This window comes from Variovorax sp. LjRoot84 (genome assembly GCF_964254305.1).
Taxonomy (GTDB): domain Bacteria; phylum Pseudomonadota; class Gammaproteobacteria; order Burkholderiales; family Burkholderiaceae_C; genus Variovorax.
Window position 1 is genome coordinate 94,402 of record NZ_CAXUTE020000002.1, and the last position, 17,106, is coordinate 111,507.

Below are 17,106 nucleotides of genomic sequence, written 5' to 3' on the forward strand. Positions count from 1 at the left end.
ATAAGACCTCGACAGGCACCTTGCGCTGTCTACCGCTAGTCCACCGTTGCGCCGGTGCGCTTAACGAGCTTGCCGTGCTTCTCCAGTTCGCTGGCAAGGAAGTCACGCGACTGTTCCAGCGTTAGAGATGGGGGCAGGCCCCCTTGCGCTAGCTGATACGCGCGCACCTCCGGCGTGGACAGAGTCTTTTGAACCCGCCGATATGCGTCTGCGACGACAGGTGCCGGCATTCCAGCCGGCCCAATCACCGCTATCCAGGCGTCGAGATTGATGCCAGGTAACCCGCTCTCTGCGAACGTCGGTATCTCGGGCATGAATGAACTGCGCTGCGCTGTAGTAACCGCGATGGGGCGCAGTCTTCCAGCCTTCACCTGCTGCTCGATCATGACCAGCGGCAGCATTCCGAAGTCCACTTCCCCGCTCATGATGTCTGTCATCTGCGCAGCAGCCCCCTTGTAAGGGATGTGCTGGATCTGCACTCCTGCCTCACTGAGGAAGTATTCAGCAGCCAGGTGCAACGCTGTTCCATTGCCGGCTGAGCCATAAGAGAACCGCTTCGGATCGGCCTTCAGCTCGGCGATCAGCTCTCTGGTAGACCGGGCATTGACCTTCTTCGGGTTCGTAACCAAAGCAAGTGGACCCGACGCAACGACCGAGATGATCGTGATGTCTCGCGACACATCAAAGGGGACAGACTTGTAGATGAACGGATTGATCACCAGATTTGATGAAACCAGACCAAGCACAGAGCCGTCCTTTGGCGCGCGCGCAACCTGCTGCGTGCCGATCATTCCGCCTGAGCCCGGAAGATTCTCGATCACGACCGCGCGCTCGAATGACGAAGCCAATGCCCCCGTAATCGCCCTTGCAAAGGCATCGTTGCCTGACCCCGCTTGGTTCGGAACGATAAGGCGAAGTTGCCCGCTCCTTGAATTCTGGGCGAACGCCGTTGCTGTTGTCGCAATGGACAAGCAGGCCAGCACGATCACAGTTGCGTAGTGACGGCCGGAGTGAATCAACTTTCGAGGCATCTTGTCTCCTTCTTTATGTTCTCGTGCTCAGGTGAACAGCTCGCTTCGCGATACCTCGGTAAGCGGCTGGCCGTGGCATCTTGAGGTGACGTGGCTGGTGGCTGAGCATCGCGTCCATGACGAACATGGTGGATGCGGCTTGGGCGAAGGCAATGGTGTTTGCCTCGCGCTGGCTCGGCGTCGTCGTGCGGACCGTGTTCGTTGTCGGTCGAGCCGCGGCCGTCTCGGCGCGGCGCCTGTGGTCGACCTGGTCGAGCTCAGCCGGCAGGCTGCCACCGGTGGGGCAGCAACTCCTCGATCCGGCTGTTCAACTGCGTCGGCATGCGGGTGAGGACGTCCTTCAGGTAGGCCCAAGGCTCGTGCCCGTTGAGCTTGGCCGACTGAAGCAAGCTCATCACGACAGCAGCGCGCTCGCCGGCCAGTTGACTTCCAATGAAGAGCCAATTGCGGCGACCAAGGGCCCAAGGCCGCATCCGATTCTCACAGTGATTGTTGTCCAGCGGCACGTCGCCATCGAGCAGGAAGCGACCGAACCCTTCCCAGCGGTTCAAGCTGTAGTCAATCGCCTTGGCGATCGCGCCACCGTCGGGCACGCGCGTGCGCTCGAGTTTGAGCCACAGATGCAACTGATCCCACAATGGCTTGGACCGCTCCCGCCGCATCTGCAGCCGCTCCTCGCAGGTCAATTCCCTGGCGTCGGCCTCGATTCTGTACAGCCATGCGATGCGCTGTATCGCCTCGGCGGCCACCGGGCTCGCTTTGGGTGCGGTCTTGATGAGTTCGTCGAATTTCCGTCTCGCATGCGCATAACAAAAAGCTGTGCTGCGCCCTTCGAGCGACAGGACACCGTCATAGGCCGCGTAGGCATCGACGACGAGCGTGCCGGACCAGCCCTTGAGGAACTCGCTCGGGTACTTGCCGCCTCGCCCAAGACAGAAGTCGAACACCACCCCGGGCTCGGGGTCGAAGGCGCCGCGTGCGTAGGCCCACATGTAGGCCTTCTTGGTCTTGCCCGCACCGGGGTCCAGCATGGAGATGGGCGTCTCGTCGGCTTGAACGATGCGCGAACTGAGCACGAACACCCGGTGCGCGTCGTACAGCGGCATCAATTGCGCACCGGTCTGTCCGCCCCAGGCCGCCAGCGTCGAGCGCGGGGTGTGCACACCCGAGCGGGCATTGATCTGCTCCAGCCGATAGTACGGAATGTGGTCGACGAAGCGGCTGATCGCCGTATGGGCCTGCAGGCCCGGCGTTGGCAGCGCGTTGTCGAAGACCTGCGGGGCGGCCGGCTCCTGCACCAGCAGCTGGCAGCACTTGCACGCCCACTTGCCGCGGATTTGCCGCTGCACGAAGAATTGCGCCGGCACAATGTCCAGCCGTTCGCTGATGTCCTCGCCCACGCGCACCATCGGTTGGCGGCATTCGGGCGTCGGGCAGCGGGTGTCCTCCGGTTCGATGCGCTGGTCCACGCGCGGCAGGTGCGCCGGCAGTGCTTCGCGCTTGGGCTGGCGGCGCTTCTGGTCCTCGGGTGCTCTGTCGCCTGGGGAGCCGTCGGGGGTGCTGCTCTGCAGGGCAGCGAGCTGAGCTTCCAGGCTCGCCTGGTCGGCGGCGAAGGTCTCCTCGAAGATCTCGCGCTGCTCGGCGTTCATGCGCTCGGTCTTGGCACCGAACCGCCAGGCCTTGAGCTTGGCGAGCTGGAACGTGATGCTCTCGATCTTGGCGTCACGCCACTTGATGCCTTGGGCCTGCGAGTTGACCCGCTTGTCCAGCGCGTCGATGTGCTTGGTCTGCTCCCCGATGTGGGCCAGCATTTGCACGGCCAGAGCTGTCAATTCGCCCGGGCTCAGACCCTTCAGGTCTTCGGCTTTGAGCTGCTGCGTATCGAGCATGTGCGTATTGTGCGGGCCCACATCGACGCGGTTATCGGTGCATGTTTGGATTGCCGCGGGGCCGTCTTTGCGCTAGGCTTTTGCATAAATATAATAACGTATTAAATTGGCCGTGCAAGGTCCAGTTCAACAGAGCACTGGAAGCCTCTGCGTTGAAGGTCGTCGAAGATCGTTTAAGGTATTGAGATGCCGAGAAGAAGCCCATTCCACATTGAGTTGTCGACCGCAGAGGCTGCCGAGTTGAACCGGCGGGCGGTTCGATATACGTTGCCCTATTTTGAGGTGATTCGCGCCAAGATGATCTTGATGGCCGCCCAGGGCATCGACAACGACGAGATCGCCGCTCGCCTGGATACGCGCCGTGAAGTGGTCAGCCAATGGCGCAAGCGCTTCTTCAAGGATCGATTGGCAGGCCTGGACGAGCGGGTCCGCCCGGGACGCCCCCGGGTGCATCCCGAGCCAGCTCAGCGTTGATCTGCACTCGATCACATCCGCGTGATCACTCTCATTTGCTCCAGGCGCTGCCAGGGCAGTCCGAGCACCAGAGCGTCGAATTGATCCTTGGTCAGCGCCAGCGGTGCGGCGTCGGCTGCGACGTTGCGCGGCCACTCGAAGCTGCCTTTGTTCAGTCGTCGGGCGGCGCACCACACCCCGAAGCCATCGTGCACCAAGAGCCTGATGCGCGATGAACGGGCGTTGGCGAACAGGTACCCGTGATGAGCCTGCGCGGCGCCGAAGACCTGTACCACGCTCGCCAGCAGTCGCTCCGTGCCGGCGCGCATGTCGATGGGCTCGACCGCCAGCCAGACGGCGTCGATCCGAATCACCGCAGCAGCTCCCGCATCCAGGCCGCACACTGCGACGCGGCGGCGCACGGCCAACTCACGGTGATGGCGGTCGTGCCTTGACGTAGTTCGATGCGGATCGCTGCGGGCTCAGCCTCGGCGGGCGGCAACTGCACTGGCAACTGCACTGGCACGAAGGCGGCGAGCACAGCGCTGTTTGCAGCCCTCGCCAACGCGGCGCCCCCACGCCGCTCGGCCTGAAGAACCCAGCGGCGGGCCAGGTTCGCGTTGACGCCATGGGCCATCGACACCGCAGCGATCGATACGCCAGGCGAGCTGCATGCCGCGACGACTTGCGCCTTGAACTCGGCGCTATGTGTGCGTCGGCGTCGACGGCCAGCGCTGGCCTCGTTGGAAATAGTGTGCACGTGTCCGCCAAAAACTTAGTGGACACGAGCATCCTAAAACGATCCGTCGCAATCAAGGTGCCGCGGCTGGACGCTTACATACCTCGGACACCGGTACGCCATTCGTGGGCAACGCTCCTCCACGCATCGCTCGCCGCGGGCTCAACCTTCAAGTTTCTGTGCCTCTTGGCGCAAGCGTGTAGTGCAATGGCAATCCCCATCACATCTTCTAACCAGTCGCGCTACGATCCGGTACCAATGTCTTTCCTGAATCCGTGAGCTCAGTGACGAGCTGAGCGAGTCTGCTCGACTGTGATGCCCACTGCCACGAGATCGCGACCGATGATGCCCGCGCACACGGACGACGCCGGCAAGTTGGCTCCACGGGGCAAGTGGTTTGTGCCTTCGAACTTGGTTGGCGGCACATCACCGACGCCGCAACGTGCGTTGGACGCACGATTTTGGAATCCGTGGGGAGTAACAGGCGTCTTTGCGTCGCGCTATCCGCACGCGGCAAACAACTCGCCGTGTACGCGCGCGAAGGCCCTTGCTGCACGGTCATTGGCCCCCAGCCCGAGGATCAATTGCCGACCATGTTCGATGAGTCGCCCGGCGCGGTAAACGAGTTCCTGCATCACGGTCTTGATGCGCCGGCGCTTGGCCGCATGGCGCACCGGCGCATCCGGCCCATGCAGGCCGGCCTGGCCCATCAAGCGCAGGATGTTCATCGCCAACGCAGCCAGCTCGCACACGACGTAATTGGTGTCGAACTTGCCCGAGGGCAGCCGCTCCAGATCGAGGTCGGTCTTGAATTCGGAGTGGAACTGCTCATGCGTGCCGTGGTCGGCGTACAGCGCGATGACGGCTTTCGCATCGAACTGTTTGGCGCTCAGGCTCGTGCTCCAGCCCTCCAGCGTGAGCTTGGGCTCGATCAACAACTGGCCCTGCGCATCGATGGTGCGCTCGGTCAGGCGCAGCACGCGGCGCAGGGGCCGCTCGATGCCTTCGATCTCCAGCGCCTGTTCCCACAGCGTCACGCGTTTGCCCGCGCGGGGATGCTCCCAGAGCGTGGTGGCGTCGGCCTCAAGCCGCTCGGCCAGCGCCGCCACGTCGCTCGTGCGCGGGTTCCACTTGATCAGCCAGTTCAGCTGCGGCACGCCTGCGCGGTTGTACGACTCGATCTCGCGCATCAGCGCTGTGGAGTCGAAGCCCGCGTCCAGCCGCGCCAGGATCGGCGCCTTCGGACCGGCCGCACTCAGGCGCTGCGCCATCGGGATCACACGCTCGAAGTTGAATTGCGTCTCCGACGCCGAGTGCTGCACGCCCGGGCGCAGCGCCAGCTCCAGGCAGAACCCGTGCGAGCCGAGGTACGCCGCCAGCGGACAGTAGCCATCGACGCCTGCATAGGTACGGCCCACGCCGTCCTTGACAGTGCCGCCGTTGTCCATCGCGAAGGTGTCCACGTCCAGCGCCAGCCAGCCGCAAGGCAAGACGCCATAGTCGAGCCGCACGTCGGACAGCAGCGTCTCGATCAGCACTGGCAGGAAGTCAAACAGCTCGACAGCGCGGGCGTCCATGCGCTGGCGCAGCGTCGGGCTGGAGGGCAGCAGCTTGATGCCCAGCGCCTGCTTGAAGAAGGCATCGCCGCGGAAGTTCTCGATCGCATCGAAGTCCGACTTGCCTTGCACCAGCAGGCCCAGGTAGCTGCGCAGGATGTCGCTGTTGGCAACGCCACTTCTCACGGGCAATGCGGCATCGAGTTGCTTGAACACCGGTGCGAGTCGATTCAGATAATGACCCACCAGCGCCAGGCCGGCCACCGGCGTAAGGTCGTAGTCGAGTTGCTTGACGATGAAGGGGCGCATTCGAAAGATTCAGGGACTGCGTTTGCAACAGCAGCATGAACGCGCCGCACCTGTCTCGCGTTTACCAAACTACCTCGAATCACCCGCACCCGCAGGGTGAACCACTTTCGCTCGTGAGCTCACGGATCCAGGTCTTTGATAGATATCGACCTCAAGGGCGCGTAGGGAATGTAGGGTCCTTTGCCTGGGTTAAGAACTTCCCATTTCGCAGCCGCCCGTTCGTCGTTCACGAGGATAGCGGCATCGATCAAGAACGCCAGAGCACCACACGTCTTGAACGGCTGTTGTCTGAGCGTGAGAAGCGCGCAGACGTAAGCTGCAACGCAAGCGTCCCGGCACCCTGTATTGAGAGCGCCTTCAGCCCCCGTTGACTTCAGCGACCACGGTGCCGTCATCGTAGTGGCGGCTGAGAGGCCGAAGCTCTCTCGTCTCGCTATTTGGCGTGCTCGAGGCGCTGCGTCCTCTCCTCGGCGCGGAGGCTGAAGCGCTGACCATCGATACCCGGACGCAACAAGGCCCCGCGCAAGGCAGCGTGGGACCAGCAAGCGGTGACTGCGTATCCCTGTGCGCGAGAGTAGGTTCCTTGTTCCTGCCGAGTGCTGGCAGGGTCACTTCGCATTTGGAGAATGGGAGGCTGCGCAACGGGAAGTTCTTCAAGCTCCGACGAAACTTAGACTCGTAGAGATGGAGAGACAGCAATGACCCACCTCGAACTTCCTGGCCGTATTCTTTTTCTTTGTAATGACGGGGAGAAGGTGCGAGCCCAGTTGTCCGGCACGAACTTGAGCCTCGGCGATGCGGGGCAACTGCGCAATGACATCTCGACTGACGAGATTACCCCGGGCCCATCCTTGGTCTATGTCGATGAACAGTTGGGCCGACACGTCTACACAGGTTTTAGCGCCGGAGACACCCAACCCATCAACAAGGATGCCGCGCTCGCGGGGAAATTTTCAGTCACCGTTGGTGGTCGACGGTATGGCAAAGGCTCCTCACGTGAGCATAGTCCGGTGGCCGAGCGATATGCAGGGATACGCTTGGTTATTGCCGAAAGCTTCGAGCGAATCTATCGCCAGAACGCTGACAACGTCGGCCTCTACACCTCAACGGATTTTGGTCTGATTGAGCGCATTCAGCGCGGCGAGCCAATCGATATCGAAGAACTGCTTGCGCCGCGGGACAAGTTGGCGGCCTCCATCTTGCGCATGGGCGGGCTGCTCCTTTATGGGCGCGAGCACTTGAAATCGGTGCGACGCAGTCACGTGTCGGAGGTCGATCACCGACCCTTGACACTCACGCAAAAGATATTGGCGCGGAACGTTGTTGAAACTAATCACACCAGTGGCGAGCTGATTCCAGGACAAGGTGCGTTCGTCCGCGCGGACTGGCGTTACATCATTGAGGTCTATACCGGAATGGCAGCTCACATGATGCATGCCACCTTTGGTCGGCCGTTGAAGCTCGTTGACGTCCCCTCTATCTTGGGATTCGCCGAGCACGCTTCGTATATCGATCGGCATCCCAAATACGTTCATCCAGGTAAACCGCCGGTGCGCATGAGAGTCATGCACGAAACCCATGAAGAGTTCCTGAAGGAGTATGGCATTCGTTCACACGGTTACCTGCCGGGGCCCGGCGGGTCCGAGGGCATCTGCCATCCCCTCATGGCAGAGCGATATGCGCTACCTGGCCAAGTATTGGTAGGAACTGATTCCCACACTCCTCATTCGGGAGCGCTTGGCTGTTTGGCCTTCGGAGTGGGCACAACTGACATGGCCAGCGCCATGCTGACAGGCGCAGTGCGTATCACGGTGCCCGAAACGCTGCGCATTGAGTTCAATGGCGAGGTGCCGGCAGGCATCACCGGCAAGGACCTCGCCCTGAACCTGCTCGCGCATCCCAAGATTCGAGGAGGACTCGGGCTCGGAAAGGTATTCGAGTTTTCCGGCACGAGCATGCGCTATTTGTCGATCGACGAGCGAACGACGTTGACAAACATGGTGGCAGAACTCGGCGGGTTTGCTGGGATTGTCGAGCCCGATGAGAAGACGTGCGAGTTCCTGCGTGAAAGGCGCGGCATTGACTTTACGCTCGAGCCCTGGATGAAGAGTGACCCGGGCGCGAGCTATTCGGACACCATCGTTGTCGAGACGGCGCTTCTGTCCCCGATGGTCGCTGCGCCGGGCGATCCCGGAAACGGCATCCCACTTTCCAGCCTGACCGAACGGCCGAAGATTGACATCGCCTTTGCGGGGTCATGTACTGGCGGGAAGCGAGAAGACTTCGATGCCTATCATGCCGTCTTATCTTGGGCGGCCGACCGAGGCATGAGGGTGGCAGAGGGCGTTGAGTTCTACCTTCAGTTCGGCACGATGGCGGTCCGCGACTACTGCGAGGCCAAGGGCTATTCGGAGACGTTTCAGCGGGTCGGCGCAACCGTCCTTCTGCCCGACTGCGGCGCCTGTGCCAACTCCGGCCCGGGAGCGTCGCTGAGGTCCGACCAGGTCACGGTGAGCGCGCAGAACCGCAATTTTCCCGGTCGCTCTGGTCCGGGTCAGATCTGGCTCGCCAGTCCGCCTACCGTTGCGGCAAGTGCGATCGGCGGCGAGTTGTTGTCGTTTGCCGAACTCAAGTCACGTTTCGATGAGCAAGCCATCGGCGCCGACAAGGCAAGCCTTCCGCTGGAGAAATGACGAAGGACTACGCTTCAGCCGGTTCGCTAGCCGGCCTCAACGTGCTTGACCTTTCGCGCGTGGATTTGAATGACGAGAACTGACGACAAAACTATGCGCCTCCCCCTCATCTCCCTCAAGCAACGTGCCGCCGCAGCCGGCGCTGCAGTGAGCAATGGCTATTGCATGATGCCAGGCACCTTTGGTGCCGAGATATTTGCATCTCAGGGTTTTGACTGTGTCACGGTCGACCTACAACATGGATTGATTGGGTACTCCGAAGCAATTCCCATGCTTCAATTGCTTAGCCGCTTAGATGTGACTCCCCTGGTTAGGGTGCCAGCACTGGACGAGGGAGTCATCATGCAAATGCTAGATGCCGGAGCAATGGGCGTGACCTGTCCAATGATAGAGACGAGGGAGCAAGCCGAACGCTTGGTCGAATACGCCTACTACCCCCCCGTTGGCTGCAGAAGCTTTGGGCCCATACTGCCGCTAAGTCAGTATGGAAGTGAGTACTTGGAGCAGGCAAACTCCAGCATCGCTACATTCGCGATGATCGAAACCGCCCGAGGAGTTGAGAACATCGAAGCGATCACCGAAGTTGAGGGGCTGACGGGGATTTACCTGGGAACCATGGACTTAGCGATGTCTCTCGGGCGACCAAGGGCGAAGCTATTCGAAGATGAAGTTTTAGATGCCGCGGTGTCCTCCATCGTGAGTCACGCAAAACGCCGAGGATTGATCGTTGGCTTGCTTGTTTCAGGCACCGGCGGCATTCGGAAGAGCATTGATTTCGGATTCAACTTCATTACCGCTGCGACCGATATTGGCGCCATGAGGTCGGACGCGGAGCGAGCAGTCAAGGACTATAAGAAGGCCCTCGAACTCCCCATTCACTCGAACGCGGAATTTGAGCGGAATGAGACTTGAAAATTTGGTATCAACGCATGCTTATATTGAAGATTTCGTCGCTTGAGCGCGCTTTCTCTGCCGATGATCACTCGAGAAACTGCGCCGGGGGAGATGGCCTTCTTTGGTGTGCTAGACGACTGGCTGGAGGCCCGACGGGGCATTACCGTTCAGCAGCGATGCCAACGATTTGCTCTACCAATGGGAGGCTTCGCGCGACTACGACCCGTCGGCCGGGCTCGACCGAATCCGAGCACATGTACTTGCTATCAACTCGGCCGACGACGAACGAAATCCATCCGAGACCGGCATCGCTGAGCGTGGAATCACCCAGCTTGCAAATAGCCGGCTCTTGCTGATCCCCGCGAGCGAGCAGACCAGAGGACCCGGCACTGCAGGACTGGCGACATGCGGGCGGGTGCGCTGAACTTGTTTCTGCGCTCAGTCCCTCACAACGCGAACAAGCGGTGATTTCCGAAATCGCTTGCCGTGGCGCTGCCTGGACGAGATGGTCAGACGGTGGTCCACGGCGCTGCGCCAATTTCTTCCAATTGAGGACATATTCATGCTGGGTTTGATGCAAGACCAACCGCTTTTGATCTCGTCGCTGATCGAGTTCGTCGAGCGCCACAACGGCGACGGCGAGATCGTCTCGCGTCGTGTCGAGGGTGATATCCACCGCTGCACTTGGAGCGACATCGCATCGCGCGCCAGGCAGGTAGCCAATGCGCTGGACAGCGAGCAACTGCTGTTCAGCGACCGCATCGCCACCCTGGCCTGGAACGGCTACCGCCATCTGGAGCTGTACTACGGCGTGAGCGGCACAGGCCGCGTGCTGCACACCATCAATCCGCGCCTGCACCCTGACCAGATCGCCTGGATCGCCAACCACGCCGACGACCAGATCCTGTGCTTCGACCTGAGCTTCCTGCCACTCGTGCAGGCGGTGCATGCGCGTTGTCCCACGATCCGGAAATGGGTTGCACTTTGCGATGCCGACAAGCTGCCGGCCGACAGCGGCGTGCCCAACCTGGTGAGCTACGAAGCCTGGATGGGCGCGCAATCCACCAGCTACGACTGGCCCACCTTCGACGAGAACTCGGCCTCGAGCATGTGCTACACGAGCGGCACCACGGGCAACCCGAAGGCCGCGCTGTACAGCCACCGCTCGACCATGCTGCACGCCTACGCCGCCGCGCTGCCCGACGTGATGCGGATCTCGGCGCAAGACTCGGTGCTGCCTGTGGTGCCGATGTTCCACGTCAACGCCTGGGGCATTCCGTACTCGGCCGCGCTGGTGGGCTGCAAGCTCGTGTTCCCGGGCCCTTCGCTGGACGGCAAGTCGGTGTACGAACTCATCGAGGCCGAAGGCGTGACCTTCGCGGCCGGTGTGCCCACGGTGTGGCAGATGATGCTGGGCCACATGCAGGCCAACGGCCTGAAGTTCAGCAAGCTCAACCGCACCGTCATCGGCGGCTCGGCTTGCCCGCCGGCCATGATCACGGCGTTCCAGGAGAACTACAACGTCGAGGTGCTGCATGCCTGGGGCATGACCGAGATGAGCCCGCTCGGCACGCTGTGCACGCTCAAGAACAAACACCTGTCGCTGCCCGCCGACGCGCAGCTGCAGATCCGCATGAAGCAGGGCCGCGCCATCTTCGGCGTCGACATGAAGATCGTCGACGGCAACGGCAAGGAGCTGCCTTGGGACAGCAAGGCCTATGGCGACCTGTTGGTCAAGGGCCCGTGGATCGTGAAGGAATACTTCAAGGGCGAGGGCGGCGATCCGCTGGTTCCCGACGAGCAGGGTCGCGGCTGGTTCCCCACCGGCGACGTCGCCACCATCGATCCGGACGGCTACCTTCAGATCACCGACCGCAGCAAGGACGTGATCAAGTCCGGCGGCGAGTGGATCAGTTCCATCGAGATCGAGAACATCGCCGTCGCGCACCCGGCTGTCGCCATGGCCGCGTGCATCGGCGTGGCGCACCCCAAGTGGGACGAGCGGCCGATCATCGCGGTGGTAAAGAAGCCCAACGCCGAAGTCGCGCGAGAGGAGCTGCTGAAGTTCTACGAGGGCAAGACGGCCAAGTGGCAGATCCCCGACGACGTGGTGTTTGTTGATGCAATTCCAATTGGCGCGACCGGCAAGATCCTCAAGACCCGGCTGCGCGAAATGCTGAAGGACTACAAGCTGCCTGAGGATCAGGCATGAGCTACTCCGCCATCATCAAGGACAGGCGTGCGCTACGTCCGCTCATGGCCGGATTCTGACCTTTCTCAAGAGGCGCTAGCTACTCCGGGCGAGGCGCTCCCAGATGAATCTAAGGCAACGCTGATCAAGCCACTGTTTTCGTTGAACAGTGGTGATGGCTTGCGGGCGACGTGAAATCCGGCGATTTCACTGCTGTCTGATCGATTGTGGGGCGCATTCAAAGGCGAATTGGCCCGTTCGGACTCTGGCTGGGGGCCATTGGCCCACTCCTGGTTCACTTTGCACGCATTTGTGCCAACAGTGGTTGCCTCGCCAGATAGATGTTGGCCATCGCCAGCGCCACGAACGCCCGGGTCGCGTTCTTCGCGAGGCCTCGATATCGCACCTTGTTGAAACCCCACAAGCGCTTGACCACCGCGAAGACATGTTCGACCCGCGAGCGAATCTTCGACTTGTTGCGGTTCTTCGCCTTCTTCACCTCGTCGACCTCGCACCCCGCCTTGCGCGTGCGCTGGTTGGTGAAGTCCAGCGCGTTCGGCGCCTTGCCCCGAATCAGGTCCTTCTGGCTCGCGTAGGCGCTGTCGCCGTAGACGCGGCGCTCGTTGCCGTGCAGCAAGTCGGGCAGTGGATGCTTGTCATGCACGTTGGCAGCCGTCACCACGGCGCTGTGTACCAGCCCGCTCTGGCTGTCCACGCCAATGTGCAATTTCATGCCGAAGTGCCATTGCATCCCCTTGCGCGTCTGGTGCATCTCGGGGTCTCGCGCCTTGTCTGCGTTCTTGGTCGAACTCGGTGCGCCAATGAGTGTTGCATCCACGATGGTGCCGGTCTTGATCTGGAAGCCGCTGGACTGCAGCACCTTGCCCACTTCGTCAAACAGCTTCTTGCCCAGGTCGTGTTTGTCCAGCAGATGGCGGAACTTCAGCACCGTGGTCTCGTCAGGCACCCGCTCGACACCCAGGTCGATGCCCACAAAGCTGCGCAGGCTGGCGATGTCATACAACGCCTCCTCAACCGCGTTGTCAGCCAGGTTGAACCAGTGCTGCAGCAGGTGGATGCGCAGCATGCGCTCCAGTCCGATTGGAGGGCGCCCATTGCCAGCCTTGGGATAGTGCGGCTCGATCACTGCGCACAACGCGGCCCACGGAACGATCGCGTCCATGGCCTTCAGAAAGTCCTCGCGCTTGGTGCGACGACGAAATCGTTCGAATCCCGCACCCTGGTCCGCCGCCATCGCCAATGTCTGCTGCTTCATGTTCGGCACTCTCGCTATGACTATGCCTTCAACACAGCAAGCCACGGGCCAGGGGACTTGATCAGACTTGCCCTAGGTCGTGATGGCGCCGGCGCAAGGCGGCCTGATGGATCCGCGCATCTTCTGCGACACGGAGGTGCGGTGCTGACGAAGTGATGCTGCAGGTCCTCTGCAAGTTCATGGGCACCTTGTCGAAGCAGGGCTGAACGTCGGCCCGACCGGCGCTGCTTCAGGTCTCGACGAAGTAGTCCAGTTCGAGGGTGCCGCCGGGTTGCGCCGCGTAGCGTTCGAAGTCCGTGACGCCGGTGCCACGCAGCACTTCCTCGTCGATGAAGCTCTGCCCGCTGAGCTGTCGGCTGTCCCGGGTGAGGATCCAGTACGCGGCTTCGGCCATGATCTCGGGCGTGCGCGCTCGCGCCGCCGGGCCAGGCGCGGCGAGGTTCAATGCCGACGTCGCGATCAACGTGCGTGGCCACAGTGTGTTGGCCGCGACGCCGCGGTCGCGGAATTCTTCGGCCACCCCGAGTGCTAGCAGGCTCATGCCGTACTTGGACATCGTGTAGGCAGCGTGGACGCCCAGCCAGCGCGGGTTCAGGTTGATCGGCGGCGACAGGCTCAGCACATGGGCGTTCGTTGACTTCAGCAGGTGCGGCAGGCAGGCTTGGGCGCACACGAAGCTGCCGCGCACGTTGATGTCCATCATCAGGTCATATCTCTTCACCGGCGTTTGCAGCACGCCATGCGGGTGGATCGCGCTGGCGTTGTTGACCAGCACGTCGAGGCCGCCGAAGCGCGCCACCGCCTGATCGACGGCGGCCTGCACTTGCGCCTCGTCGCGCACGTCGACAATCACGGGCAGCGCCTGGCCGCCGGCGGACTCGATCTCTTCTGCGGCGCTGAAGATCGTGCCCGGCAGACGCGGATCCGGCTCGGCCGTCTTGGCGGCGATCACGATACGGGCGCCGTCGCGGGCGGCGCGCAACGCGATGGCCTTGCCGATTCCGCGGCTGGCGCCGGTGATGAAGAGCGTCTTGTCCTTGAGCGTGTTCATGTTGCCTCTCGGTAAATCGAGCGCCATCTTCCAGGGAACGCCGGCCGGGGTCTTGTGCCGATTGGCTAACGCCGCGCCGCGTGCTGGCGAAGCTTGCCGATGATGCCGCTGGGGAAAAAGCAGACCGTCAGCACGGGAGACAAAGCCGAACCACAGCATTTAGGGTTCGGGGGCGAACAGATGCGCGACCACCGGCAGGCCCGAAAGGCCGCCGCTGATAGTCTTCAGGAGCAACTGCAGGTAGTTCTTGGCCACGGTGAACAGCACCACGCCGAGAGCCGCGCCATACACCGTGCTGAGACCTCCGATCACCGCCATCAGCAGGATGTTCGGCATCACGTTTCTGGCTACGGTCTGCCCTGCGGGCGGTGGGGAAATCCGCACTTGCCACCGACTGGGCGATCAGACGAACGGCTACTGCGCGCAGGACGACCCGCAGATCCGCGATGCCTACGCTGCGTCTGATCGGTCAGCGCTCCCGTTCAGGCTGCCACTGATTCACAACCTGTTTCGCTTGGTGGTGAGTCTGCAAGGTATGCCAAACGCGCGGAAGACGGTCCCGCGGCCAGTGCTAGCGCCCGGGGCACGGGCGCCAAGGTGGGTCGCCTCGCAACGGGCTCCGGGGCACATTGAGCCCGCTGGGCTTGCCGCCGAAAGCCGGATCCCTTGCTGCGAATGAAGCCGCTGGGCTTCAACAGGTATGGCTTCGACCTCGTCTTCCGGATGGCGGGGAGACGACCCGGCGGGAAGTGGCCGCGGCGAGATCGGCTTCGTGTTCATTGCCCCGAAGACCCGGCGCGTCACGAAAGTCCCTGAACCGTTCAGTGCCCGCCTGCGTCAGCTGTCGGCTTGACCGTGCCACGCAGATCAGCCATTCGGCACAAGACGCGCTTGCAGCCAACCCACTAGGCTTGCGATCACCGGGAACGTCCTGCGCACTTCCACTCCTCATCATGAATCTTTCACCCTACCCCACGTTGCTGAGCCCGATCGAACTGCCGGGCGGCGTCATTCTTCCCAACCGCGTGCTGATGGGCTCCATGCACACGGGGCTCGAAGAGGCGCCGAACGGCTTCGAACGAATGGCGGCGTACTACGCAGAACGCGCCCGCGGCGGCGTCGGCCTGATCGTCGCGGGCGGGCTGTCGCCGAACGTTGAGGGCAACATGTTCAAGGACATGACCACGCTCGCCAGCCCGGCCGATGCAGCACCTCATCGGCGCATCACCGCGGCCGTGCACGCTGAAGGCGGCCTCATCTCGATGCAACTGCTGCATGCCGGCCGCTATGCCCGGCACTCCCAAGGCGTGGCGCCTTCGGCGATTCGTTCGCCGATCTCGAGCGTCACGCCGCGCGAGATGAGGGAGGATGACATCGAGCGCAGCATCGGCGACTATGCACTCGCCGCGCGTCTGGCACAGGACGTCGGGTACGACGGCGTGGAGGTGATGGGTGCCGAGGGCTACCTCATCAACCAATTCCTCGCGCCGCGCGCCAACCAACGCACCGACATCTGGGGCGGTAGCGCGACCAACCGCATGCGCTTTGCACTGGAGGTGATTCGCCGCACACGCGCCGCCACGCGTGCAGATTTCATTCTCATCTACCGGCTTTCGATGCTGGACCTCGTCGATGGCGGCTGCACCTGGGATGAAGTAGTGTCGCTCGCACACGAGATTCAGAACGCGGGCGCCACGATGATCAACCCTTATGTGGGCTGGCACGAGGCCCGCATTCCCACCATCGCGACGATGGTGCCGCGCGCGGCCTTCGTACCGCTCACCGCCAGGTTGAAGCGGGAACTTCGCATTCCGGTGGTGGCCAGCAACCGTATCAACGACCCCGCAGTCGCCGAAGGCATCTTGGCCCGGGGTGAGGCGGACATGATTTCGATGGCACGCCCCCTGTTGGCCGACCCCGAATTCGTCAAGAAGGCTGCCTCCGGCCGCGCGGATGAGATCAACACCTGCATCGCATGCAATCAAGCTTGTCTGGATCAGGCCTTCAGCGGCGGCCAAACCAGCTGCCTGGTCAACCCTCGGGCCTGCCGCGAGACCGAGATGCATATCGTCCCTGCCACGCGACCGCGGCGGGTAGCGGTGGTAGGTTCGGGCCCGGCCGGCCTGGCCTGCGCGGTCACCGCGGCTGAACGAGGGCACCACGTCGTGTTGTTCGACGCAGCACCTGTCATCGGTGGACAGTTCAACCTGGCTCGCCGAATTCCCGGCAAGGAGGAGTTCAACGAGACGCTGCGATATTTCGCGCGGCGCATCGAGGTGACAGGCGTGCAGCTGCGACTGGAACACCAGGCGACAGCCAATGAGCTGGCCGCCGACGGATTCGAACACGTGGTACTCGCCACCGGCGTGACAGCCCGCGTGCCCGAGATCGTCGGTATCGAACATGCCTCAGTGGTGAGCTACGTCGACCTGATCACCGGGCGGCGCCAGGCCGGCGCGCGCGTGGCGATCATCGGCGCCGGCGGGATCGGATTCGATGTGGCCGAGCTGCTCACCCACGCCGAACCTCCTGGCGACTCGCCCCTGAATCGCTTTGCTGCGGCGTGGGGCATCGACCTTTCCGTGCAAGCCCGGGGCGGCTTGGTTCCTTCGCGCGATGCCGCCTCTCCTCGTGAGGTTTGGCTGCTGCAGCGCAAGGAGGCACGCTTGGGTCAAGGGCTGGCCAAGACGACCGGATGGATCCGCCGCGCGATTCTGGAGCGCAAGGGGGTGCACATGCTCGGTGGGGTGCAATACGAACGCATTGATGACCACGGCTTGCATGTGCGGGTGAATGATGAGCCACGACTCATCGTGGCCGACACCATCGTTGTGTGCGCCGGACAGCAATCGCGGGCCGATCTGTTGGGCCCGCTGCAGCGGTTCGGGCTGCCCACGACGGTGATCGGCGGCGCGCTGCTCGCGCTGGAGCTTGACGCGATGCGCGCCATCGAACAAGGCGTACGTTCGGCCATGGCCCTCTGATGGGCGACGTGGCGTCTTCAAGGGGAGACACGATATGCAA

General features: G+C 62.5%; 13 protein-coding genes. 5 read left to right on the forward strand and 8 right to left on the reverse strand.

The features are described from left to right. Window positions 1–35: 35 nt before the first annotated feature. Both ACSQ9I_RS31180 and tnpC read right to left on the reverse strand, forming a co-directional pair. A complete protein-coding gene (locus ACSQ9I_RS31180; RefSeq protein WP_436315950.1) occupies window positions 36–1,031 on the reverse strand; it encodes a tripartite tricarboxylate transporter substrate-binding protein in 996 nt (331 codons plus the stop codon). A 257-nt stretch (window positions 1,032–1,288) separates the two neighbouring features. Further along, window positions 1,289–2,920 (reverse strand): IS66 family transposase, encoded by a 1,632-nt coding sequence (gene tnpC, locus ACSQ9I_RS31185; protein WP_436315951.1) that lies wholly within the window; start codon window positions 2,918–2,920, stop codon window positions 1,289–1,291. A gap of 186 nt (window positions 2,921–3,106) precedes the next feature. On the opposite strand from tnpC, the gene ACSQ9I_RS31190 reads away from it, so the two are divergent. Continuing rightward, a complete protein-coding gene (locus ACSQ9I_RS31190) occupies window positions 3,107–3,394 on the forward strand; it encodes a helix-turn-helix domain-containing protein (protein WP_436315953.1) in 288 nt (95 codons plus the stop codon). An 11-nt stretch (window positions 3,395–3,405) separates the two neighbouring features. Here the strand turns inward: ACSQ9I_RS31190 and tnpB are convergent, their stop codons facing one another. The 3 genes from tnpB to ACSQ9I_RS31205 all read right to left on the reverse strand — a co-directional run bounded on the left by tnpB (window position 3,406) and on the right by ACSQ9I_RS31205 (window position 5,977). Beyond that, window positions 3,406–3,795 carry an IS66 family insertion sequence element accessory protein TnpB gene (gene tnpB, locus ACSQ9I_RS31195; protein WP_436317079.1) on the reverse strand — a complete coding sequence of 130 codons (390 nt, stop codon included), beginning with the start codon at window positions 3,793–3,795 and terminating at the stop codon, window positions 3,406–3,408. Then, window positions 3,744–4,133: an IS66-like element accessory protein TnpA gene (gene tnpA, locus ACSQ9I_RS31200; RefSeq protein ID WP_436315955.1), complete on the reverse strand. Its 390-nt coding sequence runs from the start codon at window positions 4,131–4,133 to the stop codon at window positions 3,744–3,746. The genes tnpB and tnpA overlap by 52 nt, the downstream gene beginning before the upstream one ends. A 479-nt stretch (window positions 4,134–4,612) precedes the next feature. Beyond that, window positions 4,613–5,977, reverse strand: a complete 1,365-nt coding sequence (locus ACSQ9I_RS31205; RefSeq protein ID WP_436298218.1) for an IS1380 family transposase — start codon at window positions 5,975–5,977, stop codon at window positions 4,613–4,615. 698 nt (window positions 5,978–6,675) lie between these two features. On the opposite strand from ACSQ9I_RS31205, the gene ACSQ9I_RS31210 reads away from it, so the two are divergent. The 3 genes from ACSQ9I_RS31210 (at window position 6,676) to ACSQ9I_RS31220 (ending at window position 11,776) form a co-directional block, all read left to right on the forward strand. After that, the gene (locus ACSQ9I_RS31210) at window positions 6,676–8,670 is read left to right on the forward strand and encodes an aconitase family protein (RefSeq protein WP_436315956.1); all 1,995 of its coding nucleotides are present in this window, start codon (window positions 6,676–6,678) and stop codon (window positions 8,668–8,670) included. 69 nt (window positions 8,671–8,739) lie between these two features. Then, window positions 8,740–9,582 (forward strand): HpcH/HpaI aldolase family protein, encoded by an 843-nt coding sequence (locus tag ACSQ9I_RS31215; protein WP_436315958.1) that lies wholly within the window; start codon window positions 8,740–8,742, stop codon window positions 9,580–9,582. Window positions 9,583–10,126: 544 nt separating this feature from the next. After that, complete coding sequence (locus ACSQ9I_RS31220; protein ID WP_436315959.1) at window positions 10,127–11,776, forward strand: 3-(methylthio)propionyl-CoA ligase; 1,650 nt, start codon at window positions 10,127–10,129, stop codon at window positions 11,774–11,776. A gap of 274 nt (window positions 11,777–12,050) precedes the next feature. Here the strand turns inward: ACSQ9I_RS31220 and ACSQ9I_RS31225 are convergent, their stop codons facing one another. The 3 genes from ACSQ9I_RS31225 to ACSQ9I_RS31235 form a co-directional block, all read right to left on the reverse strand. After that, a complete protein-coding gene (locus ACSQ9I_RS31225) occupies window positions 12,051–13,031 on the reverse strand; it encodes an IS5 family transposase (protein ID WP_436313353.1) in 981 nt (326 codons plus the stop codon). 229 nt (window positions 13,032–13,260) lie between these two features. After that, the gene (locus ACSQ9I_RS31230; protein ID WP_436297285.1) at window positions 13,261–14,082 is read right to left on the reverse strand and encodes an SDR family oxidoreductase; all 822 of its coding nucleotides are present in this window, start codon (window positions 14,080–14,082) and stop codon (window positions 13,261–13,263) included. A 159-nt stretch (window positions 14,083–14,241) separates the two neighbouring features. Then, a complete protein-coding gene (locus tag ACSQ9I_RS31235; RefSeq protein WP_436297066.1) occupies window positions 14,242–14,418 on the reverse strand; it encodes a hypothetical protein in 177 nt (58 codons plus the stop codon). A gap of 617 nt (window positions 14,419–15,035) precedes the next feature. On the opposite strand from ACSQ9I_RS31235, the gene ACSQ9I_RS31240 reads away from it, so the two are divergent. Beyond that, entirely contained in the window at window positions 15,036–17,066 is a 2,031-nt protein-coding gene (locus tag ACSQ9I_RS31240; RefSeq protein ID WP_436297284.1) for an FAD-dependent oxidoreductase, read from the forward strand. The last annotated feature ends 40 nt before the right edge of the window (window positions 17,067–17,106 follow it).

Excerpts from the sequence above, each read along its gene's own strand:
- ACSQ9I_RS31205 (WP_436298218.1), bottom strand. The coding sequence starts at position 5,977 with ATGCGCCCCTTCATCGTCAAGCAACTCGACTACGACCTTACGCCGGTG.
- ACSQ9I_RS31220 (WP_436315959.1), top strand. The coding sequence starts at position 10,127 with ATGCTGGGTTTGATGCAAGACCAACCGCTTTTGATCTCGTCGCTGATC.
- ACSQ9I_RS31235 (WP_436297066.1), bottom strand. The coding sequence starts at position 14,418 with ATGCCGAACATCCTGCTGATGGCGGTGATCGGAGGTCTCAGCACGGTG.
- ACSQ9I_RS31225 (WP_436313353.1), bottom strand. The coding sequence starts at position 13,031 with ATGAAGCAGCAGACATTGGCGATGGCGGCGGACCAGGGTGCGGGATTC.
- ACSQ9I_RS31210 (WP_436315956.1), top strand. The coding sequence starts at position 6,676 with ATGACCCACCTCGAACTTCCTGGCCGTATTCTTTTTCTTTGTAATGAC.
- ACSQ9I_RS31180 (WP_436315950.1), bottom strand. The coding sequence starts at position 1,031 with ATGCCTCGAAAGTTGATTCACTCCGGCCGTCACTACGCAACTGTGATC.
- ACSQ9I_RS31240 (WP_436297284.1), top strand. The coding sequence starts at position 15,036 with ATGAATCTTTCACCCTACCCCACGTTGCTGAGCCCGATCGAACTGCCG.
- ACSQ9I_RS31215 (WP_436315958.1), top strand. The coding sequence starts at position 8,740 with ATGACGAGAACTGACGACAAAACTATGCGCCTCCCCCTCATCTCCCTC.
- ACSQ9I_RS31190 (WP_436315953.1), top strand. The coding sequence starts at position 3,107 with ATGCCGAGAAGAAGCCCATTCCACATTGAGTTGTCGACCGCAGAGGCT.
- ACSQ9I_RS31230 (WP_436297285.1), bottom strand. The coding sequence starts at position 14,082 with ATGAACACGCTCAAGGACAAGACGCTCTTCATCACCGGCGCCAGCCGC.
- tnpC (WP_436315951.1), bottom strand. The coding sequence starts at position 2,920 with ATGCTCGATACGCAGCAGCTCAAAGCCGAAGACCTGAAGGGTCTGAGC.